The sequence below is a fragment of the Pseudoxanthomonas sp. Root65 genome, assembly GCF_001427635.1.
Classification (GTDB): Bacteria; Pseudomonadota; Gammaproteobacteria; order Xanthomonadales; family Xanthomonadaceae; genus Pseudoxanthomonas_A.
Genome location: NZ_LMHA01000001.1, coordinates 571404 through 583452, shown reverse-complemented (window position 1 = coordinate 583452; position 12049 = coordinate 571404). Strand labels below are relative to the sequence as shown.

The following is a 12049-nucleotide window of genomic DNA, read 5'->3' as shown; positions in this document are numbered from 1 at the left end:
ACGGGTCGCGTACATCAGCAAAGGAGCCAACGATGGCCAGTGAGTACACGCGTGACCAGATCCTCGACATCATCGAACGCCAGGCGCAGGCCAGCGGCATTCCCCGCGAGGATTTCCTCCGGTTCGCCTATATCGAGACCGGTGGACGCTTCAATCCCGATGCCAGCAACCCTAGCGGCGCGAAGGGACTTTTCCAGTTCATGCCGAGGACGGCCGAGCAGTACGGCATTGCCGGGCGCGAGTTCGATCCGGCAGCCAGCACGCGTGCCGCCGCCGAGCTCTACGGCGACAACCTGGCGGACATCGCCCGCCGGCAGTCGCGCAGCGGACATGATTTCCTCTCCGGGCAGGAAACCCCCAGCGGTCTGGATCTGTATCTCGCCCACCAGCAGGGTGCCGCAGGCTATGCGTCCATCCAGAGCGCGATCGCGAACGGCGAGTTCACCCGCGACGACACGCGACGCAACATCCTCAACAACATCAGTGCGCGCGATGTCGAGCGTCTGACCGGCCATTCGGCTGCCGAACTGCGTGGACTCGACGATCGCGCGTTGGCCACCACGTTCTCGCAGTACTGGAACACCAAGTACGCCGCTATCAGCATCCCCGATCGCGGTATCCATGCCAGCCAGCCCGATGCGGCCGTGCGCGAGCGCACGTCACCGCTGGCCGATGGCGTGCTGCAGAACGGCGAGAGGGGCGAAGAGGTGCGCGCCTTGCAGACGTCGCTGAACCAGCTTGGGTTCCGTGATGGCCAGGGCGCAGAGCTGGAGACGCGCTCGGGCATCTACGGCGGCAGGACGCAGGAGGCCGTCCGCGCTTTCCAGACAGCGAATCAGCTGGAAGCCACCGGTAACGCCGATGCGCGCACGCGCGATGCCATCGCGCAGCAGCTCGCGTTGCCCGAACAGCAGCGCAACCGCGCCCAGCTTGAGGAAGCGCAGCCGCGCGAAGGCGGACTGGCGTGGCCGACGCCGGGCAATCGCGACATCAACGAGGCCGACAAGCCGCGCGAAGGGCGAGGCGAATTCGGTACGGCGCGCAGCGGTGGTCGGCGGCATGGCGGCATCGACATCCAGGGCGATGTCGGCGATCCGGTGGTGGCGGTCGCCGGCGGGACGGTGGTGGTGCGCCCGAACAATGGCGCGGCAGGCAATACGGTGCACGTGCGGCACGACGACGGGTCTCTCACCAAATACTTCCATCTGGATGAATTCAGCGTACGCAACGGCCAGCGCGTGGAGGCCGGGCAACAGATCGGCACCATGGGGCGGACCGGCAACACGCCGGCACAGGGCGACACGCACCTGCACTTCGAGATGTGGCGCGATGGCCGCCAGGTCGATCCGTTGCCGCTGTTGCGCGGAGCCGAGCGGGACGCGTCGCTGCCGGCCCGCACTGCAGCGCCCGAAGTGTTGCGGGACGGCGCTTCGGGCGCCCCGGTGCGCGAGTTGCAGCAGCAACTCAACCAGCTGGGGTATCGGGGCGCCGATGGCAAGCCGCTGGAAACGGCGTCGGGTATGTTCGGGCCTCAGACCGAGCACGCGCTGCGCGCCTTCCAGGCCGATCGCGGGCTGAAGGTGGATGGTGTTTACGGCGACCGCTCGCGCGATGCGCTGGCGACTGCCACCCGCGACACGGTACGCGACGCCGCCCCTGCAGACACCACGCCGCAGCAGGTGCGTAGTGAGGATGCGCAGCGTTCGTTCGTCGATCGGATGTTCTCCGCCATGCACGGAGGCGACGACCGGGCAATGCGCCAGGCGCTGGACGATTACCTTAAGACGCCGGCCGGCCAAGGCTGGCAGAAAGAGCAGGTCGCCGTGGATCAGCAGGTCGCGCAGCAACGCGACCAGGCCGGTCCATCCCGCTGACCCTGCGAGGAAAGGCGCGGGTCGGCCCAGCCGGCCCGCGCTTTTCGCCACGATCCACGCGCGACTTGGCTTGCGTGACGGGGCAGGTCAGATGCGCTCTGCGGCGCTGGCGGGTGTGCAGGCGTAGCCCGCATGGGCTCAGCAGGGCGGCCATATCGTCGAGGCCACTGATCGTCGGGGTCACCGGGCTGGCCGGTGCGGATATCGAGAAGGCCCGGACGTAGGCATCGGCGGCGGCAGGCCTCAGAGGGCCAGCCGCTCGCCCATGCGGTCAGCGGGTGCCGTAAAGGACGACGGTCTTGCCGCGTGCGTGGAGGGCACCGTCGGCCTGCAGCTTCTTCAGCACGCGACCGGCCATTTCACGCGAACAGCCGACCAGACGCGCCAATTCCTGGCGGGATACGCGCAGTTGGGTCCCCTGCGGGTGGCTCATGGCCTCGGGCTCGCGGGCCAGGTCGTGCAGGGTGCGGATGATGCGGTCGGTCACATCCAGGAAGGCCAGGCGGCTGGCCTTGCGGCTGGTGTCCAGCAGGCGCCGGGAGAGCTGGGCGCCGATGGCGTACAGCAGCTTCGGGGCGTCTGCGGACAGCGTGCCCAGGAACAGCTGGTGCAGGCGCTCGTAGCTGACTTCCGCGAGCTCGCACTGGGTGCGGGTACGCAGGATCACCTCGCGGCGGTCGGATTCTATGAAAAGGCCCATTTCGCCGACGAACTCGCCGGAACCGAAGTAGCCGAGGACCAGTTCGCGGTCGTCGTCCTCCTCGGTGATGATGCTGACCGAGCCGCTGACCACGTAATAGAGCGTGCCCGCCGGGTCGCCCGGTCGGAACACATCGGCGCGCGCCGGATATCGGCGCCGATGGCTGTGGGCCAGGAAGCGCTCAAGCGTGGCGTTGTCCGGCGTCAGCGGGCTGGCGGCGGTGCGAGCGGGGGCTACTAGGGGGATGCCTGGGCTCATGGTGGTCACGGCGTGTAATTCAGGAAGCTTAGTCCGAATACGTAGCCGACGGCAAACGCAGGCCATGCAAGCGCTGGGCCAATATGTGACAGTCTACCGACGGGCGGGTGGCGGACATTTCACTGTCACCCCGTATGGCGCATAATCCGCCCCCTCATCCGCCTCCCCCAAGAGGGACCACCACCGTGGTAAAACCCCTGCCTCGCCTGCGTCTGCAGGGCTTCAACAACCTGACCAAGGCGCTGAGCTTCAACATCTACGACGTGTGCTACGCATCGTCCGAGGACGAGCGCCGCCGCTACATCGAGTACATCGACGAGGAATACAACGCCGATCGCCTGACCCAGATCCTGACGGATGTGGCGGAAATCATCGGCGCCAACATCCTGAACGTGGCCCGCCAGGACTACGACCCGCAGGGTGCGTCGGTGACGATCCTCATCTCCGAGGAGCCGGTGATCGACAAGAAAGATGCGGGCAAGGAGATCATCTCCGACGCGGTGGTGGCACACATGGACAAGTCGCACATCACGGTGCATACGTACCCGGAAACCCATCCGGACAACGGCATCGCGACCTTCCGCGCCGACATCGACGTGGCCACCTGCGGCGTGATTTCGCCGCTGAAGGCGCTGAACTACCTGATCGAGAGCCTGGAATCCGACATCGTCATCATGGATTACCGCGTGCGCGGCTTCACCCGCGACGTGAAGGGCAAGAAGCACTACATCGACCACAAGATCAACTCGATCCAGGACTTCCTGGCCAAGAACATCAAGTCGCGCTACGAGATGCTCGACGTGAACGTCTACCAGGAGAACATCTTCCATACGAAGATGCACCTGAAGGAGTTCGACCTGGACAACTACCTGTTCGAGGAGAAGGCCAAGAACCTGTCGTTCAAGGAGCGCATGAAGATCGAGGCGCGCCTGAAGCGGGAGATCGAGGAGCTGTACCACGGGCGCAACCTGCCGGAATGACGGGTTGGCGGCGCGCGCGGGTTACATCCGGTTCGGAAGGCCTGCGCTAGTCTGTCCACACACATGGCGGGACGACCCGCCAGCGGCGCAAGCCGCGCACCACGACCGACGGCGGTCCGGAACGCGAGTTCCGGGCCGTTTCGCTTTTTGGCCCGGGCAATCAACCTGAGGAGGTGACGTATGGCGTGGGTCTATCTGGTGTTGGCGGGACTGCTTGAAGTCGTATGGGCCGTCGGCCTGAAGTATTCGGAGGGTTTCACTCGCCTGTGGCCCAGCCTGATCACGGCCGTGGCGGCCGCGGCCAGCTTCTGGTTGCTGGCGGTAGCGCTCAAGCACATCCCGCTGGGCACCGGCTATGTGATCTGGGTGGGGATCGGAGCCGTCGGCACCGCCTTCGTCGGCATGTGGCTGTTCCACGAGCCGGCCACGGCGGCGCGCCTGGTCTGCATCGGCCTGATTGTGGCTGGCATCATCGGCCTGAAACTCGCCTCGTAGCGTGCGCCCCGCGCACGACCGCATGAGTCCATCACCGTCCCTGGTCTCCAAGTAGAGCCAAGCTTGCTTGGCTCCGCATGGTGGGGCGCGTGAGGCCCAACCCCAGAAGCAGCGGAGCAAGCTCCGCTCTACGGATCACAGCCGGTAGGTGACCGCTTTCATCAGCTTGGAGGCGCCGGCCATCAGCGTCGGGATCGGTGCGGGCAGAAGGCGGGCGCCCGCTTCTTGGGCATGCTCGGCGTGGCGGGCTTCGTCGGCCTTCATGACGGTCAGGATTTCGCGGCTGCGCAGGTCGGCCGGCGGCAGGATTTCCAGATGTTCGTCCAGGTGGGCCTCGACCTGTCGTTCGGTTTCCACGACGAAGCCCAGGCTCCAGCCGTCCCCGCGCAGGCCGGCGAGGGCGCCGAGCGCGTAGCTGCCGGCGTACCACAGCGGATTGAACAGGCTGGGCCGGCTGTCCAGCTCGCGCAGGCGATCCGCGCACCATGCAAGGTGGTCGGTTTCCTCCTGGGCGGCGTCGAGCAGGTGCGCGCGGGTGGCGTCGTCACGGGCCACGGCGGCCTGTCCGAAGTAGAGGCCCTGGGCGCAGACCTCGCCCACGTGGTTGATGCGCATCAGGCCGGCGGCATGGCGTTGCTCGGCGGGGTCGAGGGCGACTTCGGGGGTGTCCCCGGCCGGGTTGGCGCGCTGGGCGGGCGGGTTGCCGAAAACGGTGTCCAGGCCGCGCTGGGCCTCCACCAGCCAGTGATCGAGGGGCGAGAAGGTCCGCATGTTCATGCCGCCATTGTGCCGCCTGGCCGGATCCCCGTCTGCCCCGGCGACCTTCCGGCGCCGTCTGGCCGGGCTTGCGCGCCGCAGCAACGCCCCGTACAATCCCGCGTCTTCCGTTTCACCCTTCACAACGCGTGGCAAAGTTCCGCCCGGGAAACCGCGGAATCCGCCCGACCAGACAATGAGATTCACATGAGCACCTTTACCGCCAAGTCCGAGACCGTCCAGCGTGACTGGTACGTCGTCGACGCAGCAGGCAAGACCCTGGGTCGCCTGTCCACCGAGCTGGCCCGCCGCCTCCGCGGCAAGCACAAGCCCGTCTATACCCCTCACGTTGATACCGGCGACTATCTGGTCGTGATCAACGCCGAGAAGATCCACGTCACCGGCAACAAGCTGGCCGACAAGAAGTACCACCGCTTCACGGGCTACATCGGCAACCTGAAGACCGAGACCCTGGCGCAGGCGCTGGAGCGCCACCCGGAACGCGTCATCGAAACCGCCGTGAAGGGCATGCTGCCGAAGGGCCCGCTGGGTCGCGACATGTATCGCAAGCTCAAGGTTTACGCCGGCCCGAATCATCCGCACGCCGCACAGCAGCCGCAGGTCCTGGACATCTAATCATGGCTATCACTCAGAACTACGGCACCGGCCGTCGCAAGTCTTCCACCGCCCGCGTGTTCCTGCGCAAGGGTTCCGGCAACATCACGGTCAATGGTCGTCCGCTGGACGAGTTCTTCGGCCGCGAAACCGGCCGCATGATCGTGCGCCAGCCGCTGGAGCTGACCAAGAACACTGAGACCTTCGACATCACCGTGACCACCACCGGTGGCGGCATCACCGGCCAGGCCGGCGCCATCCGCCTGGGCATCGCCCGCGCGCTGGTGGAATACGATGAAACGCTGAAGCCGGAACTGCGCAAGGCCGGCTTCGTGACCCGCGATGCCCGTGAGGTCGAGCGCAAGAAGGTCGGTCTGCACAAGGCGCGTCGCGCCACGCAGTTCTCCAAGCGCTAACAGACGCGCTACACTACGCGTCACTGGTTACACAGCCCCGTCGCCAAGCGGTAAGGCACCTGACTCTGACTCAGGCATTCGGTGGTTCGAATCCATCCGGGGCTGCCAACTCGAAGTCCTTTGGACATCCGCAAAAGCCCGCCTCTGGCGGGTTTTTGCGTTGAGGGGTTTGCATGGTCGCAATGTTCCAACCGCCGTTCTGTCCCCCCGATGACGCGCTGCGCCGCATGCAGGAGCGGGGCTACGTCGTCCTCGAGCCGCGCGCCATGGCCGAGGCGGTGGAGGTGGAACTCGAAGCGCTGGATGCCCTGTTGCCCAGTTGGGACCGGCTGGACGTGGACGGCTATCTGAAGGACGGTGGACGCTACCGGCGACGCCGGCATTCCTGCTTCGTGGTCGAGGCCGATCGCGTGCAGCAGGCGCCGCACCGTGCGCACTGGCAGTCGCTGGACTACAACGCCCTGCATGGCGGCATGCAGCGCTGGTTCGAGCCGGTCGAAGCCGGAGTGGCTGGTGCCCCGGCGTGGCGGCAACTGCTGCAGGGACTCGGCCGCTGGTGCTCCACGCTGAAGGGCGAACGGGCTTGGTACGTCGAGGCGCACCAGTTCCGCATCGATACCACCGACGGCATCGGTCGGCCGACGCCGGAAGGCGCGCATCGCGATGGCGTGGATTTCGTCGCCGTACTGCTGCTGGGTCGCGCGGGCATCAAGGGCGGCGAGACGCGGGTGTTCGCGGCGGCCGGACCGGATGGCCAGCGCTTCACGCTGGAGGCGCCGTGGTCGCTGCTGTTCCTGGATGACGAGCGGGTGATCCACGAGTCCACGCCCATCCAGCCGCTGGACGGACATGGCCACCGCGATACGCTGGTGCTGACGTTCCGGAGGGATGGCTTCCAGGGCGATGCGACGGCGGGCTGATCGCGCCGGCGATTTGATTACAATTGAAACCATGGCGCGTGGGCGCCGGCATCTGGAGTTCCGATGAAGCTGGGTTCCCTGAAGGAAGGTGGTCGCGACGGCACGTTGATCGTGGTGTCGCGTGATCTGGCCCGTGGTGTGCGCGCCACCGGCATCGCGCCGACGCTGCAGCGCGCGCTGGAGGACTGGAGCAACACCGCGCCGCGCCTCAATGCGCTGTACGAATCATTGAATGCCGACGATGCCGACGATGCCGACGGTGCGTTCGATCTCGACATGCAGGCGCTCGCCGCACCGCTGCCGCGCGCCTACGAGTTTGTCGACGGCAGTGCCTATCTGCCGCACGTGGAGCGCGTTCGCCGCGCACGCGGGGCCGAAGTGCCGGAGAGTTTCTATACCGATCCGCTGATGTACCAGGCCACCAGCGCCGCGTTCTATGGTCCGCGCGATCCGGTGAAGGTGGTCAGCGAGGACTACGGTATCGACCTGGAAGCGGAAATCGTGGTGATCACCGACGATGTGCCGATGGCGGTGACGCCCACGCAGGCGGCCGGCCACATCCAGCTGATCGGCCTGGTCAACGACGTGTCGCTGCGCAACCTGATCCCGGGCGAGCTGGCCAAGGGTTTCGGCTTCCTGCAGTCCAAGCCTCGCTCGGCGCTGTCGCCGGTGTTCGTGACGCCGGACGAGCTGGACGACGCCTGGCGCGACAACAAGGTGCACCTGCCGCTGGTCACCCACATCAATGGCGCGTGGTTCGGCGCGCCGGAGGCGGGCGTGGACATGCAGTTCGACTTCGCCCAACTGGTCGCACACGCGGCCAGGACGCGGCCGCTGTCGGCCGGTACCATCGTCGGCTCCGGCACCATCGCCAACGAGGACACCTCCCTGGGCGCGTCGTGCTTCGCCGAGCAGCGTACGGTCGAGACGCTGCGCGATGGCAAGCCGTCCACGCCCTTCATGAGCTTCGGCGACGTGGTCCGCATCGAAATGATGAATCGTGACGGCCGTTCCATTTTTGGTGCGATCGAACAACGGATCGAGCCGCAACCCTTGCCTTGAAGGCGCGCCCGGGCCCAGTGTGACCGCAGGAAGCAGGGGGCAGGGCATGGACGCGGAATCCGGGCAATCGAAGGCGCAAACCGCGGGGAGCGGCTTGCATGGCTGAGCAACTCAGGCTGTATTCCTACTGGCGCTCCAGCGCCGCGTACCGCGTGCGCATCGGCCTGAACCTCAAGGGCCTGGCCCACGAGACCGTGCCCGTGCATCTGGTCCGCGACGGCGGACAGCAGCATGCGCCGGAGTACGTCGCCAAGAATCCGCAGCACATGGTGCCCACGCTGCAGCATGGCGCGCGCGTGATCCGGCAATCGCTGGCGATCCTCGAATACCTCGACGAGGCCTGGCCGTCACCGCGCCTGCTGCCGATGACGGCCCGCGACCGCGCCCGCGTGCGCGCGCTGGCGCTGATGGTCGCCTGCGACATCCATCCCCTGAACAACCTGCGCGTGCTGCAGCACTTCGAGGGCACCTGGAACGTGCCGCAGGCCGAGCGCGACGACTGGGTGAAGCACTGGATCGTCGAAGGCTTCGCACCGATGGAAGCGTTGCTCGCCAGCGAAGCCGCGACGGGCGCCTTCTGCCACGGTCAGACGCCGGGCTTGGCCGACTGCTGCCTGGTGCCTCAGGTGTTCAACGCGCGCCGATTCGGCGTGGACATGACGGCGTTCCCGACCATCGTCCGCATCGAGCAGGCCTGCCTGGCGCTCCCGGCGTTCGACCTGGCGCGGCCCGAGAACCAGCCCGACGCCAACGCCTGATCCGAGTGGCGCGAACCCCATGAAAACGGGCGGATTTCTCCGCCCGCTCAGGCCCGCGATGCCGCGCCCGGCCCTCAGCCGAAGCCGTGGGTGATGCGCGGTGAACTGCTGCCGCTGTCGTAGTCCGCGTACGGATCGTGCTCGCCCTTGCTGCCCTCGGACAGGCGGAACTTCAGCGCCAGGCCGTCTCGCGAGTCGGCCGCGCGCAGCGCTTCCTCCTGCTCGATCTGGCCTTCCTTGACCATGCGGAACAGGCACTGGTCGAAGGTCTCCATGCCTTCCTCCAGCGATTCCTCCATCGCCGCCTTGATCTCGTGCACCTGCCCGCGGCGCAGCAGGTCGCGGATCATCGGCGTGTTGATCAGCACTTCGGCGGCCGGCATGCGGCGCCCGTCGGTGCCCTTCACCAGGCGCTGCGACACCACCGCGCGCAGGTTGAGCGCCAGGTTCATCAGCACGTTCTTGTGCGCGCTCTCGGGGAAGAAGTTGAGGATGCGCTCGATGGTCTGGTCGGCATTGTTCGAGTGCAGCGTGGCCAGGCACAGGTGGCCGGTCTCGGCGAAGGCGATGGCGGCTTCCATCGTGGTGGCATCGAGGATTTCGCCGATCAGGATGACGTCCGGCGCCTCGCGCATCGCGTTCTTCAGCGCGTTGTGGAAGGCATGGGTGTCCAGGCCCACTTCGCGCTGGTTGACGATCGACTGCTTGTGCTTGTGCAGGTACTCGATCGGATCCTCGATGGTGAGGATGTGGCCGGTGCTGGTGGTGTTGCGGTAGTCGATCATCGACGCCAGCGAGGTCGACTTGCCCGATCCGGTGGAGCCGACGATCAGCACCAGCCCGCGCGGGGTCATGATGATGTCCTTCAGCACCGGCGGCAGGTTCAGTTCCTCGATGGTCGGGATCACGCTGCGGATGGCGCGGATGACCATGCCCACTTCGCCGCGCTGCTTGAACACGTTGACGCGGAAGCGGCCGGCGTCCTGCAGGGCGATGGCCATGTTGAGCTCGAGTTCGCGCTCGAACACCGGCACTTGGCCTTCGTCCATCAGCGAGTAGGCGATCTTCTTGACCATGCCGGGCGGCAACCCGGTGTTGCCCAGCGGGTAGAGCTTGCCCTCGATCTTGATGTAGACCGGCGCCCCGGTCGTGAGAAACATGTCCGAGGCGTTCTTCTCGGTCATCAGCTTCAGGAAATAGCCGATGTCCATGTGCAAAGCTCCCCAAGATGCGCGGCGCCACGTTGCAACGGCGCCACAGGCTTCCGACAATGGCCGCGCGCACCCCTCAACGACACGGCACCCTAATGACAGCTAGCTTCTCACACTTCCGACGGCCCCTGCATGTGATGGCCGCCGCAGTAGCGGCATTGGCCCTGTCGGGTGCACCCGCCTTTGCGCAGAGTGCGCCGACACCGGAACTGGAAGCGGCGGTGCAGGCCGTGCAGCGTGCCGGCCAGGCCGACGCCGACCAGTACGCCCCCGAGCCGCTGGCCGCTGCACGACAGGCGCTGGCGCAGGCCCAGGCGGCGCATGCGGCACGCGACAAGAAGGAAGCATTGGATCTCGCGCAGCGGGCAGCGGTGGATGCCGATCTGGCCCGCGCACGCAGCCTGGAGGCGGTCGCCTTGGCGGAAGTGGCGCAGCGCAAGGCGGAAGTCGCTGACCTGCAGCAGAAGTTGGGTGCGGAGGGTGGCCGATGAGTACGTCCTGCCCGCGGATCCTCCCGGTTGCTCTGGGTCTCGCCTTGGCCATGGCGTCGTTGACGGCCAGTGCCGCCGACAACCCGCTCATCGTGCAATGGAACCAGCGCCTGGCCGCGCTGCAGGCGGATCCGGTGCTGGCCGACGTGGCGGCCTACGAGAAGCTGCAGGCCCAGCATGCGATCGCCGCGTTCGACAAGGCACGCCGCAGCCAGCGCGAGACCGCGCAGTATGTAGCGGAGCGTCGTGTCGAGATCGCCGAGACCGCTGCGCGCGCGCAGGCGGCCCGTCGCGATGCGGAACGGCTTGATCGCACCCGCAGCGAGCTGCTGGTGGAGGCGAGCCGGCGCGAAGCCGAGCGCGCCCGTCGCGAGGCCGAGCGCCTGCGCGTGCAGGCGCAGATCCAGGCCGAGGAGGCCGAACGCCTGCGCCTGGCCGCCGAAGCCGAAGCGCTGGCGCGGCAGGAAGCGGAAACCACGCTCGACACGGTGGCCGGCCAGCAGGCCAACCGGCTGAGCGCGGCGCGCCAGCGCGAGCTGAAGCTGGCGCGCGAGGAGGCCGAACTGGTCTCCGGCGCCAAGCTGCCCGTCTCGAAGTTCGAGACGCGAGGCGAGGTGTTCACCCTGGGAGCGGACGTGTTCGCCGGCAATTCCGCCAAGTTGTCGAGCGGCGGTGCCGCCAGCGCGAGCGCGCTCGCGGCCTACCTGCAGGCCAACCCCAAGGCCCGGGCGAGGATCGACGGCTATGGCGACAAGCAGACGCCCGGCCAGCGCCGCGCGGACGCCCTGCGTGATGCGCTGACGGCGTCGGGCATCCCCCGGTCGCGCCTGCAGAGCGCCGGCAAGGGCACCGGAACCAAGGCGCGCGCGCTGGAAGTCGTCATCACGCATTGATTTCGTCATGTGAATCAATGGGTTGGACGAATTTTGGCGGTTTTCGGGCCGGTTGCCTGAATGCCCGCCTAGGATGGTTTTCCCGGGGAAATCAATCGCTTGTCTCGGCCCTTGCCGGGCTGGAAGTCGAGGAGTAGGGTCGTATACCCAAGTGGCTCCCGCCGCTTGGCTCACCGGAGAATCGACCCGATGACGCCCGTACCGACCCCGCAGGAGACCGCCGCCGGCAAGCCGCCTGCGGAGGACATTCCGACCGGACGTGTACCCGCCGCCGGCCAGATGCTCCGCTCCCAAGCCAACGCCCCGTGCCTGTGAAGGCCGGGGCGTTCGTGTTTCCGCTGAAGGAGGTAACGATCATGTTCGAAGGTCAACCGCAGGCCGATATCGATGCACTCATCAAGGCCGATCCGGAGTTCAAGCAGCTGTACCAGCGCCATCGCGAGCTCGACAAGAAGGTCACCGACGCCGAACTCGGCGTGCTGCCCATCGACGACACGCTGCTCGGCCAGATGAAGCGCGAAAAGCTGCACGCCAAGGAGCGATTGCTCCGGATCTACGACGCCAAGCCCCACTGACCCTCCCCTGACTTTCTTGTCGCGGGCGGCGGCGGCCTCCTCGTC

The 12049-nt window shown here is 66.9% G+C and carries 15 protein-coding genes and 1 tRNA gene; 13 read left to right on the top strand and 3 right to left on the bottom strand.

Annotated elements, in window-relative coordinates; translation table 11 throughout:
- The first annotated feature begins 32 nt into the window (after positions 1–32).
- Positions 33–1874 carry a peptidoglycan-binding protein gene (locus tag ASD77_RS02635; RefSeq protein ID WP_055936928.1) on the top strand — a complete coding sequence of 614 codons (1842 nt, stop codon included), beginning with the start codon at positions 33–35 and terminating at the stop codon, positions 1872–1874.
- Between the two features lie 271 nt (positions 1875–2145).
- On the opposite strand, the gene crp is transcribed toward ASD77_RS02635, so the two are convergent.
- Positions 2146–2832: a cAMP-activated global transcriptional regulator CRP gene (crp, locus tag ASD77_RS02630; RefSeq protein WP_055936925.1), complete on the bottom strand. Its 687-nt coding sequence runs from the start codon at positions 2830–2832 to the stop codon at positions 2146–2148.
- Positions 2833–3017: 185 nt separating this feature from the next.
- Here crp and speD point away from each other — a divergent pair, with 185 nt between their 5' ends.
- Complete coding sequence (speD, locus tag ASD77_RS02625; RefSeq protein WP_055936923.1) at positions 3018–3812, top strand: adenosylmethionine decarboxylase; 795 nt, start codon at positions 3018–3020, stop codon at positions 3810–3812.
- 180 nt (positions 3813–3992) lie between these two features.
- A complete protein-coding gene (sugE, locus tag ASD77_RS02620) occupies positions 3993–4307 on the top strand; it encodes a quaternary ammonium compound efflux SMR transporter SugE (RefSeq protein WP_055936921.1) in 315 nt (104 codons plus the stop codon).
- Positions 4308–4442: 135 nt separating this feature from the next.
- On the opposite strand, the gene coq7 is transcribed toward sugE, so the two are convergent.
- A complete protein-coding gene (gene coq7 / locus ASD77_RS02615; protein ID WP_055936919.1) occupies positions 4443–5084 on the bottom strand; it encodes a 2-polyprenyl-3-methyl-6-methoxy-1,4-benzoquinone monooxygenase in 642 nt (213 codons plus the stop codon).
- Positions 5085–5270: 186 nt separating this feature from the next.
- On the opposite strand from coq7, the gene rplM reads away from it, so the two are divergent.
- From rplM to maiA, 6 genes are all read left to right on the top strand, one after another.
- Complete coding sequence (rplM, locus tag ASD77_RS02610; RefSeq protein ID WP_055936916.1) at positions 5271–5699, top strand: 50S ribosomal protein L13; 429 nt, start codon at positions 5271–5273, stop codon at positions 5697–5699.
- A 2-nt stretch (positions 5700–5701) separates the two neighbouring features.
- Complete coding sequence (gene rpsI, locus ASD77_RS02605) at positions 5702–6094, top strand: 30S ribosomal protein S9 (protein ID WP_055936912.1); 393 nt, start codon at positions 5702–5704, stop codon at positions 6092–6094.
- A 33-nt stretch (positions 6095–6127) separates the two neighbouring features.
- Positions 6128–6202 (top strand) — tRNA-Gln (locus tag ASD77_RS02600).
- A 65-nt stretch (positions 6203–6267) separates the two neighbouring features.
- Positions 6268–7014, top strand: a complete 747-nt coding sequence (locus ASD77_RS02595; protein ID WP_200947349.1) for a 2OG-Fe dioxygenase family protein — start codon at positions 6268–6270, stop codon at positions 7012–7014.
- A gap of 63 nt (positions 7015–7077) precedes the next feature.
- The gene (locus tag ASD77_RS02590) at positions 7078–8076 is read left to right on the top strand and encodes a fumarylacetoacetate hydrolase family protein (protein WP_055936906.1); all 999 of its coding nucleotides are present in this window, start codon (positions 7078–7080) and stop codon (positions 8074–8076) included.
- Between the two features lie 98 nt (positions 8077–8174).
- Complete coding sequence (gene maiA / locus ASD77_RS02585; RefSeq protein ID WP_055936903.1) at positions 8175–8834, top strand: maleylacetoacetate isomerase; 660 nt, start codon at positions 8175–8177, stop codon at positions 8832–8834.
- Between the two features lie 74 nt (positions 8835–8908).
- On the opposite strand, the gene ASD77_RS02580 is transcribed toward maiA, so the two are convergent.
- A complete protein-coding gene (locus tag ASD77_RS02580) occupies positions 8909–10045 on the bottom strand; it encodes a PilT/PilU family type 4a pilus ATPase (RefSeq protein WP_055936900.1) in 1137 nt (378 codons plus the stop codon).
- Between the two features lie 95 nt (positions 10046–10140).
- Here ASD77_RS02580 and ASD77_RS02575 point away from each other — a divergent pair, with 95 nt between their 5' ends.
- The 4 genes from ASD77_RS02575 (at position 10141) to ASD77_RS02565 (ending at position 12004) form a co-directional block, all read left to right on the top strand.
- Positions 10141–10536, top strand: coding sequence for a DUF4398 domain-containing protein (locus ASD77_RS02575; RefSeq protein ID WP_055936897.1), 396 nt, complete (start codon positions 10141–10143; stop codon positions 10534–10536).
- 50 nt (positions 10537–10586) lie between these two features.
- On the top strand, positions 10587–11429 hold the full coding sequence (locus tag ASD77_RS02570; protein ID WP_235578454.1) for an OmpA family protein: 843 nt from the start codon (positions 10587–10589) through the stop codon (positions 11427–11429).
- Positions 11430–11618: 189 nt separating this feature from the next.
- A complete protein-coding gene (locus tag ASD77_RS18585; RefSeq protein ID WP_268793357.1) occupies positions 11619–11744 on the top strand; it encodes a hypothetical protein in 126 nt (41 codons plus the stop codon).
- Positions 11745–11785: 41 nt separating this feature from the next.
- Positions 11786–12004: a YdcH family protein gene (locus tag ASD77_RS02565; RefSeq protein ID WP_055940917.1), complete on the top strand. Its 219-nt coding sequence runs from the start codon at positions 11786–11788 to the stop codon at positions 12002–12004.
- Positions 12005–12049: the final 45 nt, after the last annotated feature.

Bases quoted from the DNA above. Each gene is read 5' to 3' on its own strand.
- ASD77_RS02635 (WP_055936928.1), top strand. From the start codon at position 33: ATGGCCAGTGAGTACACGCGTGACCAGATCCTCGACATCATCGAACGC.
- crp (WP_055936925.1), bottom strand. From the start codon at position 2,832: ATGAGCCCAGGCATCCCCCTAGTAGCCCCCGCTCGCACCGCCGCCAGC.
- sugE (WP_055936921.1), top strand. From the start codon at position 3,993: ATGGCGTGGGTCTATCTGGTGTTGGCGGGACTGCTTGAAGTCGTATGG.
- coq7 (WP_055936919.1), bottom strand. From the start codon at position 5,084: ATGAACATGCGGACCTTCTCGCCCCTCGATCACTGGCTGGTGGAGGCC.
- rplM (WP_055936916.1), top strand. From the start codon at position 5,271: ATGAGCACCTTTACCGCCAAGTCCGAGACCGTCCAGCGTGACTGGTAC.
- rpsI (WP_055936912.1), top strand. From the start codon at position 5,702: ATGGCTATCACTCAGAACTACGGCACCGGCCGTCGCAAGTCTTCCACC.
- ASD77_RS02595 (WP_200947349.1), top strand. From the start codon at position 6,268: ATGGTCGCAATGTTCCAACCGCCGTTCTGTCCCCCCGATGACGCGCTG.
- ASD77_RS02590 (WP_055936906.1), top strand. From the start codon at position 7,078: ATGAAGCTGGGTTCCCTGAAGGAAGGTGGTCGCGACGGCACGTTGATC.
- maiA (WP_055936903.1), top strand. From the start codon at position 8,175: ATGGCTGAGCAACTCAGGCTGTATTCCTACTGGCGCTCCAGCGCCGCG.
- ASD77_RS02580 (WP_055936900.1), bottom strand. From the start codon at position 10,045: ATGGACATCGGCTATTTCCTGAAGCTGATGACCGAGAAGAACGCCTCG.
- ASD77_RS02575 (WP_055936897.1), top strand. From the start codon at position 10,141: ATGACAGCTAGCTTCTCACACTTCCGACGGCCCCTGCATGTGATGGCC.
- ASD77_RS02570 (WP_235578454.1), top strand. From the start codon at position 10,587: ATGGCGTCGTTGACGGCCAGTGCCGCCGACAACCCGCTCATCGTGCAA.
- ASD77_RS18585 (WP_268793357.1), top strand. From the start codon at position 11,619: ATGACGCCCGTACCGACCCCGCAGGAGACCGCCGCCGGCAAGCCGCCT.
- ASD77_RS02565 (WP_055940917.1), top strand. From the start codon at position 11,786: ATGTTCGAAGGTCAACCGCAGGCCGATATCGATGCACTCATCAAGGCC.